The sequence below is a fragment of the Ignavibacterium sp. genome (genome assembly GCA_032027145.1).
GTDB lineage: Bacteria > Bacteroidota > Ignavibacteria > Ignavibacteriales > Ignavibacteriaceae > IGN3.
The window spans coordinates 2,632,537-2,651,757 of sequence record JAVSMP010000001.1 but is presented as its reverse complement, the minus strand read 5'-3'; the positions used below and the strand labels follow the sequence as shown (position 1 = coordinate 2,651,757).

General features: G+C 32.8%; 14 protein-coding genes. 11 read left to right on the top strand and 3 right to left on the bottom strand.

What is annotated here, in order from left to right:
• Positions 1-5 precede the first annotated feature (5 nt).
• Positions 6-1,823: a KUP/HAK/KT family potassium transporter gene (locus ROY99_11100; protein MDT3696922.1), complete on the bottom strand. Its 1,818-nt coding sequence runs from the start codon at positions 1,821-1,823 to the stop codon at positions 6-8.
• 177 nt (positions 1,824-2,000) lie between these two features.
• Here ROY99_11100 and polA point away from each other — a divergent pair, with 177 nt between their 5' ends.
• The 4 genes from polA (at position 2,001) to ispE (ending at position 8,847) form a co-directional block, all read left to right on the top strand.
• Positions 2,001-4,781 (top strand): DNA polymerase I, encoded by a 2,781-nt coding sequence (polA, locus tag ROY99_11095; protein MDT3696921.1) that lies wholly within the window; start codon positions 2,001-2,003, stop codon positions 4,779-4,781.
• A 20-nt stretch (positions 4,782-4,801) separates the two neighbouring features.
• Positions 4,802-5,827 carry a glycosyltransferase family 9 protein gene (locus ROY99_11090; GenBank protein ID MDT3696920.1) on the top strand — a complete coding sequence of 342 codons (1,026 nt, stop codon included), beginning with the start codon at positions 4,802-4,804 and terminating at the stop codon, positions 5,825-5,827.
• A 163-nt stretch (positions 5,828-5,990) separates the two neighbouring features.
• Positions 5,991-8,015 carry a homocysteine S-methyltransferase family protein gene (locus ROY99_11085; GenBank protein MDT3696919.1) on the top strand — a complete coding sequence of 675 codons (2,025 nt, stop codon included), beginning with the start codon at positions 5,991-5,993 and terminating at the stop codon, positions 8,013-8,015.
• Positions 8,008-8,847 (top strand): 4-(cytidine 5'-diphospho)-2-C-methyl-D-erythritol kinase, encoded by an 840-nt coding sequence (gene ispE / locus ROY99_11080; GenBank protein MDT3696918.1) that lies wholly within the window; start codon positions 8,008-8,010, stop codon positions 8,845-8,847. The genes ROY99_11085 and ispE overlap by 8 nt, the downstream gene beginning before the upstream one ends.
• Here the strand turns inward: ispE and ROY99_11075 are convergent.
• Positions 8,840-9,781 (bottom strand): LD-carboxypeptidase, encoded by a 942-nt coding sequence (locus ROY99_11075; GenBank protein MDT3696917.1) that lies wholly within the window; start codon positions 9,779-9,781, stop codon positions 8,840-8,842. The two genes, ispE and ROY99_11075, sit on opposite strands and share 8 nt — an antisense overlap.
• Before the next feature lie 370 nt (positions 9,782-10,151).
• On the opposite strand from ROY99_11075, the gene ROY99_11070 reads away from it, so the two are divergent.
• The 7 genes from ROY99_11070 to ROY99_11040 all read left to right on the top strand — a co-directional run bounded on the left by ROY99_11070 (position 10,152) and on the right by ROY99_11040 (position 16,564).
• Positions 10,152-11,207 (top strand): hypothetical protein, encoded by a 1,056-nt coding sequence (locus ROY99_11070; protein MDT3696916.1) that lies wholly within the window; start codon positions 10,152-10,154, stop codon positions 11,205-11,207.
• A 9-nt stretch (positions 11,208-11,216) separates the two neighbouring features.
• Positions 11,217-12,026, top strand: a complete 810-nt coding sequence (locus ROY99_11065; protein MDT3696915.1) for a glycosyltransferase family protein — start codon at positions 11,217-11,219, stop codon at positions 12,024-12,026.
• Positions 12,027-12,036: 10 nt separating this feature from the next.
• Positions 12,037-13,377 carry an aminotransferase class III-fold pyridoxal phosphate-dependent enzyme gene (locus ROY99_11060; GenBank protein MDT3696914.1) on the top strand — a complete coding sequence of 447 codons (1,341 nt, stop codon included), beginning with the start codon at positions 12,037-12,039 and terminating at the stop codon, positions 13,375-13,377.
• Positions 13,378-13,448: 71 nt separating this feature from the next.
• Entirely contained in the window at positions 13,449-14,261 is an 813-nt protein-coding gene (locus ROY99_11055; GenBank protein ID MDT3696913.1) for an SDR family oxidoreductase, read from the top strand.
• Positions 14,255-14,785, top strand: a complete 531-nt coding sequence (locus tag ROY99_11050; GenBank protein ID MDT3696912.1) for an HAD-IIIA family hydrolase — start codon at positions 14,255-14,257, stop codon at positions 14,783-14,785. The genes ROY99_11055 and ROY99_11050 overlap by 7 nt, the downstream gene beginning before the upstream one ends.
• 17 nt (positions 14,786-14,802) lie before the next feature.
• The gene (locus tag ROY99_11045; protein ID MDT3696911.1) at positions 14,803-15,690 is read left to right on the top strand and encodes an N-acetylneuraminate synthase family protein; all 888 of its coding nucleotides are present in this window, start codon (positions 14,803-14,805) and stop codon (positions 15,688-15,690) included.
• Positions 15,691-15,748: 58 nt separating this feature from the next.
• Entirely contained in the window at positions 15,749-16,564 is an 816-nt protein-coding gene (locus tag ROY99_11040; protein MDT3696910.1) for a sterol desaturase family protein, read from the top strand.
• Between the two features lie 59 nt (positions 16,565-16,623).
• Here ROY99_11040 and ROY99_11035 read toward each other — a convergent pair whose 3' ends face one another.
• The gene (locus ROY99_11035) at positions 16,624-19,212 is read right to left on the bottom strand and encodes a DUF3160 domain-containing protein (protein MDT3696909.1); all 2,589 of its coding nucleotides are present in this window, start codon (positions 19,210-19,212) and stop codon (positions 16,624-16,626) included.
• Between the last annotated feature and the right edge of the window lie 9 nt (positions 19,213-19,221).

Below are 19,221 nucleotides of genomic sequence, written 5' to 3'. Positions count from 1 at the left end.
TATTATTAAATCTCGATTCTCGTAACAACACCATGTAATTTATTATATGGGAAATCAAAATAACTAACCCAATTCGGCGCAATCTTTTTAAGCAAAATAAATATTTTCAATGGAAACTTATTAGTTTTGATTTCTTCTGCCCCATAAAAAATAGCTTTTTCATTAAATCCCCATTTCTTAAATAATTCAGGTAGATTTAGGACTTCCATATAACCATAAAAAATATTTGCTACAAATAATCCCTTTGAAACTTCTTCGTAACGTTCAAGTTTAACTCCATAAGGCTGATCTGTATTTTCAACTGAAACTAACACATTTTTTTCATACATAATACCTGTTCTGAACATACAATGTAAAATATAGGGTGAAACTATATTAATATTTTTTGTAAAAAATAGTGCTTCACCTGAAAGATAATTACCAGTCTGGTAAATCTGATTAAAACTTTCCTGAAATGTTTCGAGATCAACCGATTTTAACGATTTTCTCAATCTACTCATACCTGTGATCCATAATCCCATAATTAATAAAACAATTATTGCAATAACCAGTGACCAATATCCTCCGTGAGGTATTTTTTGTGTAACCGCTACCAGATACGATGAAGTAATTATAAGAACTATTGCAGCGAGCGACATCTTCCAATATTCTTTTCTATACTTTAAAATAGTAATAATAAAAATTGAACTTATAAACATAGTAGCTGTAACTGCCAATCCATAAGCTGCGGCTAAATTATTTGACTCTCTGAAAATCAAAACCATAAATATTACTGCTATTAGCAGCAGCCAGTTAACTGCAGGAATGTAAATCTGAGATCTCATTTCAGTTGATGTGTATTTAATCCTCATCAGAGGAAATATTCCAATATTAATACCTTGAAATATCAAGGACATAACAGCACTGATCATAGATTGTGATGCAATAATCGTGGCAATCAAAGTTAAGATTAAAAAAGGCACATAAAAAAATTGTGAAAAAGTACTAACTAATTTGAATAAAACCTGTGAAGAATCATTGTGTTCATAAATATATGCTCCCTGCCCCAAATAATTAATTATCAAAGCAAAAAACACAAATGTCCAGGCTTCTCTAATTGGTTTTGCGCCTAAATGCCCCATATCTGCATAAAGAGCTTCACCACCAGTAGCACATAATATTACTTCACTTAAAATAAAGAAACCAGAAAATCCATTTTCTGCAAAAAAATCAAAAGCATAGTATGGATTAAGAGCAAGAAAAATATCCGGTGTATGAATCAGATAGAACAGACCTGAAAGAAACAGACTTATAAACCATAATAACATAATCGGGCCAAATGATAAAGCAACCTTTGTTGTTCCTTTATATTGTATTGCAAAAAGCAATATGGTAATAAATATTGTAATCAGGATTATCGTGTTCGTTCCGATGGAATGCAGACCAGGAATCAACTTTAATCCTTCAACAGCTGATAAAATTGTAATTGCGGGTGTTATTACCCCATCACCAAATAAAAGTGAAATTCCGATATATCCTAAAAATGATACGACGCCAATTTTTCTCCCTTTCTTTAAAATAGATGTTAGTATCTCTTTTAATACAATTATTCCACCTTCACCTCTTATACTTAAGCTCATTGCAAGCCAGGAATACTGAATTGTAACCAAAGCTATCAATGTCCAGACAATCAGTGATAGTATTCCAAATATATTTTCTTTTGTGGGAGTAACAAGCGTAAACACAATCGGTAGAGTATAGATAGGGCTTGTACCAATATCTCCAAATACAATTCCCATTGCTTTAATAATATTCTTTGCAGAACTTACAGTAGATTTTTCCATATAGTGCTCTTCAAACTGAATAATTTGAGAAGCTGTTATTCCTTATGATTTTTTGACTTATCAAAAATATACTATTTTATTACTGCATTGAAATATTAAATCACTTTATTTTTATTTCAATTTTACTAACTAATCATTATTTTCTGATCGGAGATTATTTCTAATTACTGTTACTGAATGAAAAAAAATAAATTTGTAATAATAGATGCAATGGCGCTTGCATACCGGGGTTATTATGCATTTATAAATCGACCATTGACAACCAGCCAGGGAGAATCAACTTCAGCTGTTTACGGTTTTATTAACCAGCTAATTAAAGTATTAGAAGATCAAAAACCTGACTATCTTGCTGTAGCATTTGATTCAAAAGAAAAGACATTCAGACACGAAAGATATGAAGCTTACAAATCTTCCCGCCAGGCAATGCCTGAAGATATGATTCCTCAGATTCAAAGAATAAAAGATATTGTTAATGCATTAAACATTCCGCTTTATATTTTACCTGGTTATGAAGCAGATGACATAATAGGCTCTGCAGTTAAGTTAGCTGAAAAAAAAGGGTTTATTTCTTACGCAGTTACACCGGATAAAGATTATTTTCAGTTAATTTCTGATAAAGTATTTATTATCAGACCAGGTAAAAAATCGGATGAGGCAGTAATTTATGATAAACAAAAAGTAATTGATGAGCTGGGTTTTGAACCAAAATTTATGGTTGATTATTTAGCTATTGTTGGTGATAATAGTGATGATATACCGGGAGTTAAAGGCATTGGTCCAAAAGGAGCTGTTCCTCTTATTCAAAAATTCGGAACACTTGAAAAGATTTACAAACATATTGATGAAATTGATAAAGCCGCTATAAAAAGCAAATTAGAAACCAGCAAAGAATCAGCATTCCTTTCAAAAGAACTAGCTACTATCCATTGTGAAGTTCCAATTGATTTTAACTTTGATGATTCACGTTTTTCCGATCCTGATTTTGTGAAACTTAAGCAATTATTGTTTGAGCTTGAATTTAAAACAATTTATACCAGGCTGATGAAGCTTTATAAAAATAGTTCATCAGTTAGTAATGCTGATAAGGAAGTATCATCAGTAAATGATGGACAACTTAAATCATTTGATAAATCATCTGTTAAGTATTCGCTTATCACAAAAGAACACGATGCAAGGAAACTTGCCGCTAAATTGCTTGAATCTGATCTATTTGTATTTGATACGGAAACAGATAATCTTAATACTTTTGAAGTTAATATAGCCGGTGTTGCTTTTTGTATTCATCCTGCAGAAGCATACTTTGTTGCGATCAATCCTTTTGAAGAAGAAGATAATCTGTTTACAACACAGACCGCTGAAAGGTTACATATCAGTACATTCAGAAAAATTTTTAAGAAAGTGTTCGAAAATCCGGAAATAAAAAAAGTCTGTCAGAACGGTAAATACGATATATCAGTATTGAAAAGTATTGAAATAGATGTAAGTAACTTTTACTTTGATACTATGCTTGCAAGCTATGTTATTGATGCAGATCAAAAACATGGTATGGATGATCTTTCTGAAAAATATCTTGATTACTCTCCTATATCATTAACCACAATAATCGGTGAAAAGAAAGACCCTGCTGAAATATTTAATGCAGATCTTGAAGCGTTAAAGGATTACTCTGCTGAAGATGCTGATGTAACTTATCGACTGTATCAGCGTTTGGATCAAGAGATGAAAAAAGAAGGTATTGAGAAGGTAGCTTATGAAATAGAATTTCCGCTTGCTCCTGTTCTCGGAGCAATGGAATATGAAGGAGTAAAAATTGATACAAAAGCATTAAAATCATTCAGTAAAGATCTTCAGATTTTATTGGATAATTATACAACTGAAATTTTCAAATCAGCCGGCTCAGAATTTAATATTAACTCACCCAAACAATTACAGGAAATACTTTTTGACAAACTGAATCTATCAACAGGAAGAAAAACCAAGACAGGATTTTCAACTGATGCACGTGCTCTTGAAAATCTTAGAGGCGAACACGAAATTATTGATTTAATATTAGGTTACAGACAAGCAGCAAAATTAAAATCTACTTATGCTGATACCCTGCCTAATCTTATTAATCCAAAAACAGGCAGGATTCACACAAGTTATAACCAGACTATAGCATCAACCGGCAGACTTTCAAGTATTGATCCAAATCTGCAGAATATTCCTATAAGAACAGAAATGGGTAGAGAAATCAGAAAAGCTTTTGTACCAAGAAATGATGATTATCTGATCTTAAGTGCAGATTACAGTCAGATTGAACTGAGAATAATGGCTTCAATATGCGGTGACGAAACATTGATCAAAGCATTTAACAAGGGTGAAGATATTCATCGTAGTACTGCTGCTCTTGTTTTTGAAGTAAAACCTGAAGAAGTAACACCTGATATGAGAAGAAAAGCTAAAGAGGTTAACTTTGGAATATTATATGGGATTGGAGCTTTTGGATTAAAAACCAGATTAGGTATTACTCAAACTCACGCTAAGGAAATAATCGAAACATACTTTAAAACGTTTAAGAGAGTTAGAGAATTTATGGACAACTCTGTAAAGTTTGCTCAGGAAAACGGATATGCTGAAACCTTAATGAAACGCCGGAGATATTTAAAAAATATAAACAGCAATAACAGGGTTGTAAGACAATTTGAGGAAAGAGTTGCAATCAATATGCCTATTCAGGGTTCCGCAGCAGATATGATAAAGCTTGCTATGATTAGTATCCATAACGAACTGAAAAGAAGAAATTCAAAATCAAAAATGATATTACAAGTACACGATGAATTGGTTTTTGATATGCACAAGAATGAAATTGATGATCTAATTCCTGTCATCAAAGGAATGATGGAAAAAGCTCTCCCATTAAAAGTTCCGGTAATTGTTGAAACCGGTATTGGGAAAAACTGGTTAGATGCTCATTAGACTTCGGTTAATAAATAATTATGAAAATAAATCCAGATAAAGTTTCTAAAATACTTATAATAAAACCACGGGGAATCGGAGATATTGTTTTATCAACAATTGTGTTGGATAACCTGCACTACAATTATAAAAATGTCAAGATTGATTATCTGACAGAATATTTTGCAAAGCATTCAGTTTCAAACAATCCTCTCGTAAATAAAGTACTTACAATGTACAAAAAGGATAATGTTATTAAAGTTGCCCTGAAAATCAGAAAAGAAAAATACGATATGATTATTGACCTCTGGTCAAATCCTAAAACAGCTCAAATAACATTTTTAACACGTGCTAAATATAGAGTTGGTTTTGCTTACCGTGGCAGAAAATACGCCTATAATATTTTAGGAACCTCTGAAAGAGGAACACATCATTCTGCAGAACATAATCTTGAATTACTGAAAGCAATAAATGTAGAGATTATCTCTAAAAGAATTCATTACTATACTGGCAGCCAGGAAAAGGATTTTGCTGATGAATTCTTTAGAAAAACTTTTAATGACGATGATATTGTATTTGGAATTATACCCTCAGGTAGCTGGGATTCCAAGAGATGCACTAAGCAGAAATGGTTAGAAATCTGTAATGCACTAATCCAAGAATTTAATTCTAAAGTATTGATTCTTTGGGGTCCCGGTGATGAAGTTGATGCTGAGTTTCTTCAGACTAATCTGAAAGAAAAAAGTATATTGGCTCCTAAGTCCAGTATTTTACAATTAGCTGCATTGATATCAAAATGTTATGCTGTTATCTCGAATGATTCTGGTCCGATGCATATTTCAGCAGCATTAGGCGTTCCGACAATTGGTTTATTTGGGCCAACTAACCCTCGTGGTCACAGACCATATTCAGAAACTTCAGACTTTGTAATTAAAGATGATCTTTGGTGTATCTGTTGTGACAAATTAGTTTGTCCATACAAACACGAATGTATGACTGAATTACCTGTTCAGCAGGTAATAGCAAAGCTTCAAAAAATTATTGAATTAAAATACAACAGAAAATAAATTGAATATTAAAAACAAAATAGTGTACTATGCTTGATTCTGTGAAAAAGTCAGTTGATTCAATTTTCAGAAATAGCAAATTTAAATAAATCAAATGTAGAAGATTTGATCAGTCTAAACAACTTGTAGAAAGATATTATTAACAATTAAGCTATAAAAGGTTATGAAAAAAAATATTGATGATAAGAGTGATGTTTTCTCTTGTAAAAGATTTAGCGGCTATAAACCGTGTTACCCTGACCATAATTGTTGGGAGAATGGCTGTAAAGATAAATTAACAATTGGCACAAGGATTTTAATTATTAATCTGGATGCTATGGGCGATGTTTTGATGACCACTGCTCAATTACCGGCAATCAAAAGAAAATTTCCTGAATCTAGTATTTACTGGATAACACTTAAATCAACTTCTCCCCTGCTTAATAATAACGGGTATATTGATAAAGTTTTTAATTGGGATGCTGAGTCTCTGATGATCTTAAACCAGATGGAGTTTGATTATGTATTTAATGTTGACAAATCACAAAGATCCTGTGCATTATTGAACTCAATTAATGCAAAGAATAAGTTAGGTTTTGCGTTACATAAAAATGGTGCGATAATTCCAGCAAACAAAAGCGCAAAATATAATTATGATCTCGGAATGGATGACCACTTAAAATTTAAGGTTAATCAGAGAACAGGTCAGGATTATCTGGCAGAGACTTTTGAATTGGATTATCAACGTGATGAATACATATTCAATTTTACCACAGATGAATTAAGATTTATTGAAAATTTCAAAAAAGAATTTCATCTGAGAGATACCAATAAAATAATCGGATTTAATACAGGCTGTTCTGATCTTTATCCAAATAAAAAAATGTCAGTTGGTCAGCATATCTTTTTAATCAATAGACTACTTGCAAAAAAGAAATATAAAATTATGCTTCTTGGAGGACCGGAAGATACTGCCAGAAATAAAGAAATTGCAGATCATTTTAAGGGCAGAGTAATCAATACTCCGACTAATGAAGGTATTAGAAAAGGTGCTTGTTATGAATCGATTCCACAGCTGATTGTTACCGGAGATACTTTTGGAATGCACTTAGCAATTGCATTAAAAAAATATGTAATTGCGTGGTTTGGATTGAGCTGTTGGACTGAAATAGATTTGTATGATAGAGGAGTTAAAATTTACCAACCGGACTTGTTTTGCTCTCCTTGCTGGAAAAAAGAATGTCCATACGATCTTGAATGTATAAAGAATCTGGATCTGAATCGAATTCTTAATGAGATTGAAGATTATTATTCGACTTTTGATAAAATTAAAATCCACGAAAGACTAAATCCTTTTGAAAGAGCCAAAACAATAAACAGACCTTTAATTCTTGATGGTGCTATGGGAAGTATGCTTCAGGAAAAAAAGTTAACATCAAATAAAAGAGTCTGGAGTGCAACTGCAAATGATGATTCTAAGCTGGAGGTGATTACTCTTCATAAAGACTATATACGTGCCGGGGCTGATATCATAACTACTAATACATTTAGGACAAATCCATATACTCTTATATCGACAGGCATTACAGATATCAACGAAAGTGTAAAAAATGCTGTTGAGCTTGCAAAAAAAGCAAGAGGAAAATCAACAATATTTATAGCTGGCTCAAATCCGCCTGCTGAAGATTGTTATAAGGTTGAACGAACAATTTCTCAGAAAGATCTTGAATGGAATCATAAAGTTCATATAGATTTACTCATAGAAGCGGGATGTGATTTTATTTTAAATGAAACTCAAAGTCATTTTGATGAAATTAAATTTATTTCAAAATATTGCGGAGAAAATAATATTCCATTTATTATGAGCTTTTTCTTAAAAGATAAACCTAAGCTGTTATCTGGAGAAAACCTGACTGATGCAATTGAATATGTAATGAAGTACAACCCTCTTGCGATTGGTTTTAATTGTATGACTTTTGAGGTATTGGAACAAGCAGTAAAAAGGATTAAACCTGAAATGAACTGGGGATTTTATCTCAACTGCGGTGGCGGAAATTTTACTGACGCTAAAATTGAATGTGCTATTTCACCGGTTGAATACTCTGATAAAGTTAAAGGATATTTAAAATATAATCCATCGTTTATTGGTGCCTGCTGCGGTTCAAATGCTAATCATATTAAAAAACTTAAACATTTAATTGATGGATAATATTAAAATAAAATCTCCTGCAAAAATTAATATCGGATTAAACATCATTAATAAAAGAGAAGATGGTTATCATAACTTAGAAACTATTTTTTATCCTTTAGATCTTTTTGATGAAATAACCATTACAAAAAGCAACAGTTTTTCTTTTGACAGTAATGATAAACAACTGAATCTTGAAAAAACCAACCTTATCATAAAAACTAAAGAGATTTTAGAAAACTTTTTTCAGACTACTTTTAATGTTAATATTTTTCTAAAAAAAGAAATTCCTATTGGATCAGGCTTAGGTGGAGGCAGTTCAAACGCTGCTTCAACATTAATTGGATTCAACAAATTGTTTGATCTCAAAATATCTAATTCAGACTTATCCAGATTAGCACTTTCATTAGGTTCAGATGTGCCTTTTTTTCTAAATCCTGTTCCTTCGTTTGCTGAGTCAAGAGGAGAAACGCTTTATCCACTTAATATTATTACTAAAAAGTTTTTGCTTATTGTAAATCCGGGGATTCATATTTCTACAAAATGGGCTTTCGGATTGATTAAACCCTCATTGCCTAAATCCAGCCTTAAATTATTTACATTAAAACAGAATATATCCATAGATGAAATTATTACCTCTGCCTCAAATGATTTTGAGAATATAGTCTTCACTCATTTCCCTGTGGTTTCTGAAGTAAAAGAGAAAATGATCGAACTTGGAGCAAAGCAAAGTATGATGACTGGGACTGGTTCAACTGTTTGGGGAATGTTCGATGAAAAAGAAGCAGCCTTCCAAACAGAATTATACTTCAAAAGGAAAAATTATTTTGTATTTATACAGGAAACTATTTAACTGCTGCTTCAACAAATTCAACAATGCCTTTTGAAGCGTTAAGATTTACTTTGATACCAAATGGTATTGTAACAAAATCTTTAATGTGCCCGTGCGGAAATGTGTAAATTGAAGGTTTCTTCAATGAACTAATATAATGTTCGATTACTTCTCCTAATGTTAAAGTCTTTTTATTAGGATCATATTCATGGCAGTCAACAAATCTTCCAATAATTACTCCCTTAACTTTATTAAAAGCTCCAGAAAGTCTAAGTTGATTTAACATCCTGTCTATTCGATAAGGTAATTCACCAATATCTTCAATCAATAAAATTTTTCCAGTAAGGTTTGGAAAATAAGGTGTTCCGAGCAAAGCAGTAAAAACTGCCAGATTACCTCCTATAATTCTTCCTGCAGCAATTCCTTTAACCAGGCAAGATGGTTTTTGCTCTTCAGGGTAAGTAAGCTTCCCTAATTTTTTATTTGAGGTAATTGTTGCCCAAAACATTTCATTTGTAAATGGACTTATATCTTGATAAAAATCAACAGCTACCATCGGACCAGCAAATGTTATCAATCCAGATTTTTCTAAAAAAGCCATTTGTAAAGCTGTGATTTCGCTATAACCAACAAATATTTTAGGATTACTTTTTATTAAGTTAAAATTAATTTTATCCAGCATTCTGAAAGCACCATATCCGCCGCGCAAAGTAAAAATCGCTTTAACATTTTTATCTTTAAACATTGAGTGTAAATCATCTAATCTTTCCTGGTCTGTGCCTGCTAAATAACCATATCCTTTACCAACATTATTCCCAACCTTAACCCTATAACCTAAGCTTTCAAGATACTTAACCCCCTTCTCTACTCTTAAAAACTCATCTGGTGAAGAAGCGGGTGATATCAAACCAATAACATCTTTTGGGTTTAATCGCTTGGGTTTGAGTGGTACCATATTATTTCCTTTAATCATTTTCTTACTAATTGCAATTTAATGAAACATAAAAATCTGAACAAACTTTAACTAATAGACTTTTGAAAAAATGTTACCAAATTTAATCCGAGCTAGTTAAAATTTGAATTTGAAGAATTTTAAAATAATCAATAATGTGGGAAAGAATGCTAATCTCCATTTTTGATAATTCTACATAATTTCTCAGGAGTCTCTAAAAACAACTGATAATGACTCAGCACAATTCAAATTCAATAAATTTGCTGAAAATCATTATATTTTGAATGGTTTTTTAAAGATTATAACAAATTAATATTTCATTATAGTCTTTTTGCAGTTAAATGGTTTTAATGAATTTAATTAAAATACAGGAATGACTAAACCTAAAATTCTGTTTATCGGCGGATCGCTCAATCAGACAACAATGATGCATAAAATTGCACAGGAGCTTCCTGAGTGTGATGCTTATTTTACCCCTTATTATGCCAGCGGTCCATTATGGTTATTGACTAAACTAAAAATGCTTGAGTTTACAATATTGGGCGGTGAATTTAAAAGAAAAACTTTAAATTATTTAAAATCAAATAACCTAAAAATTGATTATGAAGGTAAAAACGATAATTATGATTTGGTTTTTACTTGTCAGGATCTGATTATTCCCAGAAAAATAAAAAAATTTAAAACAATTCTAGTTCAGGAAGGAATGGTAGATCCACCTGACTGGCGTTATCATGTTACTCGTTTCTTTGGATTAGGAAGATGGTGTGCCAGCACATCAATGACAGGTTTATCTCATCAGTATGATTATTTTTGTGTAGCATCTGAGGGATTTAAGGAATTATTTGTTGAGCGCGGAGTTAATCCAAAAAAAATCCGTGTAACAGGAATTCCTAATTTTGATAACTTTGCTAAAATAAAAGATCTTGAGTTTGAGCATAAAAATTTTGTTCTTGTTACAACTTCAGATAGCAGAGAAACTACTAAATACGAAAACCGTAAAAAGTTTTTATTAAACTCAAAAAAAATTGCCCGGGATAAAAAAATAATCGTAAAACTTCATCCAAATGAAATTTTAGAAAAACGGACTGCAGAAGTAAAAAGATATCTGCCGGATGCATTAGTTTATCAAGATGTATGTATTGATCCGATAATTGCTAATTGCGATACACTAGTTACAAGATTTTCAAGTACAATTTTCCCTGCCCTTGCACTCGGCAAAGAAGTTTACAGCCATATTGATGCTGAGGAAATCAAAAAGTTAACTCCAATCCAGAATGACGGAACTTCTGCAAAAGAAATTGCTAATGTTGCGCTGGAATTACTAGCTTCAACTGAGCCAATAAACAGGACGAAAGAAAAAAATAAATATCTGGAAGATTTAAAGGACAATCTAAAGCAATTACTTAAAAGAAAACTCGCACTTAAATAATGTCCCAAATTGAATAAACCAATCAAAATAGTAACTATCATTCAAGCCCGAACTGGTTCGAGCAGATTAGCAAATAAAATATTTTTAACGCTTACTGGCAAACCTTTACTCTATAGAATGTTTGAACGAGTTGCTGCATCCAGATTAAAAGGAACAATTGTTATTGCAACAACAACAGATAGCAGTGATAATAAAGTTGAATCATTTTGTAAAGATCATCAATTGAAATATTTCAGGGGTCATCAGACTGATCTATTGGATAGACATTATCAAGCCGCTAAAATGTTTTCTGCTGATGCAGTTATAAAAATTCCATCTGACTGTCCTCTAATAGATGCAAAAGTAATTGATAAAGTAATTCAGTTTTATTTAGACAACATAGATAATTATGATTATGTAAGTAATCTTCATCCGGCAACTTATCCTGATGGAAATGATGTTGAGATAATGAGTTTTGATGCCTTGAGAAAAGCCTGGAATAGTGCAAAACGTGAATTTGAAAGAGAGCATACTACACCGTTTATCTGGGAAAATCCGGATATATTCAGAATTGGAAATGTTGTTTGGGAAACAGGATATGATTATTCAATGACTCATAGATTTACAATTGATTATCCGGAAGATTATGAATTCATTAAAAAAGTTTATGATGAGTTGTATATAAAAAAACCTGATTTTTCACTTGAAGATATATTAAATTTGCTGAATGAAAATCCGGAGATCAAAAAAATTAACGCAAAGTATATCGGTATTAATTGGTATCGAAATCATTTAAAAGAATTAAAAACAATTACATCAAATCAAACAAAGATTTTGTAGAAAAAATAAAATGCCAAACAAAATTAAATTTAATAAAGACTACCCTGTTATTAAAAAGTCTGATGAATACTATAAAATAGCCCTTGATTTAATTCCAGCTCAGACTCAAACTCTTGCTAAAGGAACAGGACAAAACATTAAAGGGGTTGCACCAAAATTTTTACAAAAAGGTAAAGGTTCTCATGTTTGGGATGTGGATGGAAATGAATACATAGATTATACAATGGGTGTTGGCCCATTATCGCTTGGTTATGCCTACGAAAAGGTGGATGAAGCAATATCAGAACAATTAAAAAATGGTATTACTTTCTCGATGCCTCATCCCCTTGAAGTTGAAGTTGCAGAGTTGATTCATAAGATTATTCCAAACGCTGAATCAATTCGATATAGCCGCGGAGGAGCTGAGGTTGTTTCCGGAGCTGTTAGAGTTTCAAGAGCTTATACAGGAAAAAATAAAGTTCTTTGCTGTGGATATCATGGATGGCACGATTGGTATATTTCAGTAACTGATCGTAATAAGGGTATTCCGCAATCAATTCAGGATATGACTTTTACTTTTAACTATAACGATATACAATCTGTAATTGATTCAATTGATGATGATACTGCCTGCGTAATTTTAGAACCATTTGTATTTGAAGAACCAAAAGATAATTTTCTTCAAAAGCTACGCGATGTCTGCACAAAAAAAGGAATTGTTTTAGTTTTTGATGAGATGTGGACTGGATTTAGAATCTCATTAGGCGGCGCTCAAGAATTTTTTGGCATAAAAGCAGATTTAGCATGTTTTTCAAAAGCTGTTGCTAATGGAATGCCGTTATCAGTTTTAACTGGTAAAAAAGAAATTATGTCTTTGTTTGAAAAAGATGTTTTCTTCTTCAATACGTTTGGCGGAGAAGCTTTATCTTTGGCTGCAGCCAAAGCAACAATAAATGAGATGATAGAAAAAAATGTTCAATCTCAATTAGCCAAGCAAGGAAATAAATTAAAAGCTGGTTATAATAGCATCACAGAAAAACTTGGTCTGAATTACACAAAATGTTCCGGTTATGATTGCAGAACAATTATCACTTTTGACGCTGAAAAGTCCGGCCGTAATCCTCTTGAGATGAAATCACTCGTTCAACAGGAAATGATAAAACGAGGAATTTTATGGGGCGGGTTTCACAATATTTCTTTCTCTCATTCAGATAATGATGTTAATTACACATTAAAAGCTTATGAGGATGTTCTTCCAATCCTAAAAAAAGCAGTTGATGAAAAGGACATAAAAAAATATTTGAAAGGCGAACCGGTCGAGCCAGTGTTCCGAAAAGTAGGTAATTTTAATTTAAAACCAAGAAATAAATAATTGAATCATATTTTCTCATACAAAAAACAACTAATAGAATTATTTATAATTGCTAAATAGTCGTCACATTTATGAACTCATTAGAATTATTTTCTTTAAAAGATAAAGTTGCAATTGTAACCGGTGCTTTGGGTTTGCTTGGTAAAAACCATTGTTCTGCATTAGCTGAAGCAGGAGCTAACATTATAGTGTGTGATATTGATGAAAAGAAATGTGAAGAGTTTTCCAAATCATTACCGGTAAAATCTTTAGGAGTTGGTGTAGATATTACGGACAAATCGGCAGTGAAAAACTTAAGAGATCAAACAATTAAAAAATTTGGAAGGATTGATATACTAGTTAACAATGCTGCAATAAATGATATGTTCGAAAATCCGCAATCTGCTGCTGAACAATCTATGTTTGAAAATTATCCGATTGAACTGTGGCAAAAGTCTTTAGATGTAAATTTAACCGGTACTTTTCTTTGCTCGCAGATTATTGGAAGTGAAATGGCACAAGCTGGTAAAGGCAGTATAATTAATATTGCATCAACGTATGGATTGGTAGGACCGGATCAATCAATCTATAAAAAACATGATGATTCACAATCATTTTATAAATCCCCTGCCTATCCAACAACAAAAGGAGCGATAATTAACTTCACAAGATATCTTGCAGCTTACTGGGGCAATAAGGGAGTACGGGTTAATACTTTAACTCCCGGCGGTGTTGAAAATAATCAAGAAGCATATTTTATAAAAAACTATTCTGAAAAAACTCCTTTAGGAAGAATGGCTTATCCAACTGATTATAAAGGAGCAATTATTTTTTTAGCAAGTGATGCTTCATCATATATGACCGGAGCAAATTTAATTGTAGATGGAGGCTGGACAGCATGGTAATTGATAAAATATTAAGAGATAAGAATTTCAGGTTCAAAGAAAAAGCAGAAAAGATAAAAGTTATTCTTACAGATGTAGATGGAGTTTTAACTGACACTGGGATTTATTATGGTCCACAAGGTGAAGCATTAAAAAGATATTCTGTGCGCGATGGAATGGGCATTGAAAGATTAAGACGATATACCGGAATTGAAACGATCATTATAACAGGTGAAAATTCTGCTGCTGTAAAATCGAGAGCAGAAAAGTTAAAAATGGCGGAATATTATTTAGGTGTTAAAGATAAAACTGAAGTACTTGAAATCATCAAGAAAAAAAATGGTTTCTTAAAAGAAGAAATTGCATATATCGGAGATGATTCAAATGATTATGATGTTATTCAACAATGCGGTTTTACTGCTACACCTGCTGATGGAATGAGCTTTATAAAAGAAATAGTTGATTATGTATGTGAAACAAAAGCCGGATATGGAGCTTTCAGAGAATTTGCTGAATTAATAATTGCATTCAAAAATGTTACATAGTATAATTTTGATTCTTAATGAGTAAAAGAGAAATAAAAGTAAATGATCGTTTTATTGGTGACGGTCATCCGATCTTCGTAATTGGTGAAATTGGAATAAACCATAACGGTGATGTAAATATTGCAAAAAAAATAATCGCTGGAGCAAAACACTCAGGTGTTGATGCTGTAAAATTTCAAAAACGCACTCCTGAAATTTGTGTTCATAAAGATCAATGGAATATTGAAAGAGATACTCCCTGGGGCAGAATGACATACATTGATTACCGGCATAGGATTGAGTTTGGTGAAAAAGAATACGCAGAGATTGATAGGTATTGTAAACAAATCGGGATAACCTGGTTTGCTTCCTGTTGGGATGAACCATCGGTTGATTTTATTGAAAAGTTTGATCCGCCTTTATACAAAACTTCATCTGCTTGCTTAACTGATTTTTCCTTGTTAGAAAAAATCAGAAAATTAAATAGACCGGTTATGATGTCAACTGGAATGTCAACAATGGAAGAAATTGAAAATGCAATTTCAATTATGGATCAGAAGAATTTAATGATTGCTCACACAACATCTTCATATCCCTGCAAAAACGAAGAGCTTAATCTTAGGATGATCGAAACTCTTAAAAATAAATACAAAAACATTCCAATTGGTTACAGCGGACACGAAGTTGGACTGGCTCCTACCTGGGCAGCAGTTGCTCTTGGTGCTTGTTTTATTGAAAGACACATAACCCTTGATAGAGCAATGTGGGGCACGGATCAGGCTGCCTCGGTAGAAATCGGAGGAATGGAAAGATTGATTTCTAATATCCGCGATATTGAACTTGCTTTAGGTGATGGTGTTAAAAAAGTTTATAACAGTGAGTTGTGTCAAATCCAGAAATTAAGAAGAATAAAAGGATTAAAATAAATTACTTCATCAGAATAAGTAATCTGAATGCAAAAAGGATCAGTGAATGCAGGCAAATATGATATCAGATATAGTTGATGCAATAAGCAGTTATTTTCTGAACATCTCAAATGCTGAAAAATATTCGATGCTGATAATTGCAGCTACAGCGATTCTCTTTGTTATTCTAGAAAGATTTTTCCCGTACACTAAAGGACAAAAAGTTCTACGTGAAGGTTTCTTCGACGATCTTGCACTTTACACAATTGCTCAAAGTTATATTCTAAGTATTATTATCTTCAGTTTTATCATTAGTTATATTGATGAAACTACGGGTTTATCAAGGTTGAAACTGTTTGCTGATATTCCGGTTTGGATTCAACTGGTTTTCTTTACAGTAACACACGACATATATATTTATTTTATGCACCGCTGGCAGCACAGCAATAAATGGCTATGGCGCATACACGAAGCTCACCATTCACCCAAAAAAGTTGATTGGCTTTCTGGTTCAAGATCTCATGCTTTAGAAATTTTAATCAACCAGACAATTGAATTTCTTCCGATTGTTTTGCTTGGTTCACCGCCTGAAGTAATCGCGTACAAAGGAGTGATAAGTGCTGTTTGGGGAATGTACATTCACTCAAACTTAAATGTGCAAACAGGCTGGCTGCAAAAAATAATAAACGGTCCTGAAATGCATAGATGGCATCACTCAACTGGTAAAGGAAGGAACAGAAACTTTGCAACAAAATTTGCAATTTGGGATTGGATTTTTGGAACAGCATATCTGCCCGATACAAAACCTGATGAATATGGATTAAAGACTTACTTTCCTGCTCATTATTTCAATCAGACTTTATATGCATTCCGAAGATTTAAGAAGAAAGAATAAAAATATCTCTGTTAAATATTTACCTCATCTTCAATATTTTATTTCTTAATTTTCACAAATTATTTTATCAGATTCATTTTATTATTAACTGCTCTGTCACCAACGCAGATAGAATAAATATAAACTCCGCTGCTTACTTTATTTCCACCGGCATTATCACCTTCCCATTTGGTTAAATAATTTCCTGCAGGAAGATTTTCACTTACCAGTGTTTTTACAAGACTTCCATTAATATCATATATCTTCAGTTCAACAAATGAGTTTGTTAAATCATAAGGAATTGAAAAAGAAATTATCGTATACGGATTAAACGGATTCGGATAATTGTTCAGCAGAATTTGCGATTGAGGAATAACCGGGTTTTTATCTTGCTCAACAGAAGTTATTAACTTGGGTCCGCTTCCTCTTGTATTACCAAGACTATTAGCGAGATAAATGTTAACCCATTCAGGTCTCAAAGCAGATTGGAGATAAGTATTTTCCCATTCGTCATCAGTTAATCTGAAAAAGTCAGTTGTTCTGTATTCATAATAACTCATCAAAGGTCCAACAAAAGCAGTTGGTTCACCGAGATGATTATCAGTAACAAAAACTCCAAGATTAATATTACCTGTTCCTACGTGTGAGATAGCACCGATATAACCACCACTACAATTAGTTGGTGTGGTGTGAATGTCTGCAACGATATGATCGCTTTCCATTAAACCTTCATATCCCAGCTCTCCACGAAATACATCATTATAAAAAAGATTTGGGTACCATCCATCTAATGAAACTCCGCTTTGTCCCGTTTGGTAAATCATTCCGGCTAAAAACGCTTGTTCGCCTCCACTAAAAGGAATTCCTGCAAGTTCTTTTTCACAAATTGTTTGAAGCGTATCAGTTATGCCTTTACATCTTCCAAAGTAATAGATGATTTTATTTTTAATTCCTGGGTTGGGAAAATTTAGACTTGTGAAATAGTTGAGCGCATCAGTAGAATATGCGTTAAGTGTTGCGTAAAACTCCGGGAACGGTTCGACAAAACTATAAGGATATGAACAAATTGTACCACCAGTGTAAGATTGTTTTGCATAAAGAAGATTATCGTGCCTGAGTTCAGTCCAAGAAGCAAGCTGTGTATTCATCTTCTGCTGCCAGAAAGCGGCTGTCCTCATAAATTCTGGTAACCCGTTTCGATCTTCCGGCGGATTTAATTTTCTGATTGAATTCAACCAGTAATTATAAATAGAACTTCCCCAGAAATTCTGATCATAGTGATCGATTAAATATCTGAGCGCAGCAAGATTTGTTGAATAATGAAATTGATTTAACTCTTCTACAAGAAGTTGAGCTGATGCGCTGTTACCAAGCGAGAACAGAACATCGAGAGTTGAAGGAAATAATCTGCAAATTTTATTTCCATAGTACAAAATCCTGTCGAACACTACAGTGCCGGTTACATAAGAATCAATTACAAATCTCTGTCCGAATATCATAAATGCTGAAGCCGGAACAATCGTGTCAGGACTCATCGGATTACTAAATAAAATCTGGGAAAGTATTAGTTGGTATGCAAAAGCCTGATTGCTCAACGTATCCTGGAACTCAACCATCTTCAAACTGTCGAGTAGTTCGGTTGGATTATTTAATGAGATTGCTTGTTTTAAGTAATCAAGATTATCAAGTGTTACATTATCGGATTCACCAACGAAAAACTTAAGAATGTTTTCCATCTCTTCATAAATCGGAGCAGCATTTGCAATATCAAATAATTCATCAATCAGGAATGCATCAATAGCTTGTCTCTGGATATCCTGAAATTTTTGATTCGGACATTGAACAGGATATGAAGATGGTGCGGTAAGATATAGTTCAATTCTCCCAAGCCACATCATTGCTCTGAAGTAACCTTCGAGATCAATCTGAGTTGAAGGATTGTACACGTAATGTCCTCTGGGTTTAAACTGACTCCAGTCCATAACACGACATGTTGATGAAAAAATCTTTGAAGATATACCTCCCTGTTCATTATCAATCCAGTTCAGGATTGAATCTATCATTACATTATTTTCCGGATAGTATGGCTGAACGTTTTCCTCCAATAATAGAAGTGGAACTGTCACATAGAGATCAACATCCTGCAGCATGGTAATCATATCAGGATTGCTGCCGTAATTATTATGCAACTGGCTGATTGAGTTTCTCAGATTCCAGAGAAGTTCAGTAAGTCTGTCTTCAAGCAGTCCAGCTTCCATATCGGTTAATATTCTGTCGTAAGAAATATGGAATGCGTGCAGTATTGCATCTGTTGAAACGAAGACAGGAAAATCCTGATTAAATATTTCAAGTAATGATTCTCCGAATGAAATTCTCTTTAATCTCTCACTAACCATAAATCCATGATCTTGAATCAGAGATTTTTCATACTCGGAAAAATTGTAATAACCATTGAGAGAATCGAAATAAAGCGCATCACCATAACTTGTGTTAATTTGATCAGAAAAGAATCCCGCATCATGCATTTGCAGGAGTTCTTCAGTACTCATATTCTGATGCTGTTGAAGAAACAGTTTATAATCTTCGATATTAAAAACTTGTGAGTAAGTTTTGAGTTGCAGGAAAAGCAGAACAAATGTGAAAAACCGGATTTGGATAATAGGTTTCATTACATTTCT

Excerpts from the sequence above, each read along its gene's own strand:
- ROY99_11100 (MDT3696922.1), bottom strand. The coding sequence starts at position 1,823 with ATGGAAAAATCTACTGTAAGTTCTGCAAAGAATATTATTAAAGCAATG.
- polA (MDT3696921.1), top strand. The coding sequence starts at position 2,001 with ATGAAAAAAAATAAATTTGTAATAATAGATGCAATGGCGCTTGCATAC.
- ROY99_11090 (MDT3696920.1), top strand. The coding sequence starts at position 4,802 with ATGAAAATAAATCCAGATAAAGTTTCTAAAATACTTATAATAAAACCA.
- ROY99_11085 (MDT3696919.1), top strand. The coding sequence starts at position 5,991 with ATGAAAAAAAATATTGATGATAAGAGTGATGTTTTCTCTTGTAAAAGA.
- ispE (MDT3696918.1), top strand. The coding sequence starts at position 8,008 with ATGGATAATATTAAAATAAAATCTCCTGCAAAAATTAATATCGGATTA.
- ROY99_11075 (MDT3696917.1), bottom strand. The coding sequence starts at position 9,781 with ATGGTACCACTCAAACCCAAGCGATTAAACCCAAAAGATGTTATTGGT.
- ROY99_11070 (MDT3696916.1), top strand. The coding sequence starts at position 10,152 with ATGACTAAACCTAAAATTCTGTTTATCGGCGGATCGCTCAATCAGACA.
- ROY99_11060 (MDT3696914.1), top strand. The coding sequence starts at position 12,037 with ATGCCAAACAAAATTAAATTTAATAAAGACTACCCTGTTATTAAAAAG.
- ROY99_11055 (MDT3696913.1), top strand. The coding sequence starts at position 13,449 with ATGAACTCATTAGAATTATTTTCTTTAAAAGATAAAGTTGCAATTGTA.
- ROY99_11050 (MDT3696912.1), top strand. The coding sequence starts at position 14,255 with ATGGTAATTGATAAAATATTAAGAGATAAGAATTTCAGGTTCAAAGAA.
- ROY99_11045 (MDT3696911.1), top strand. The coding sequence starts at position 14,803 with ATGAGTAAAAGAGAAATAAAAGTAAATGATCGTTTTATTGGTGACGGT.
- ROY99_11040 (MDT3696910.1), top strand. The coding sequence starts at position 15,749 with ATGATATCAGATATAGTTGATGCAATAAGCAGTTATTTTCTGAACATC.
- ROY99_11035 (MDT3696909.1), bottom strand. The coding sequence starts at position 19,212 with ATGAAACCTATTATCCAAATCCGGTTTTTCACATTTGTTCTGCTTTTC.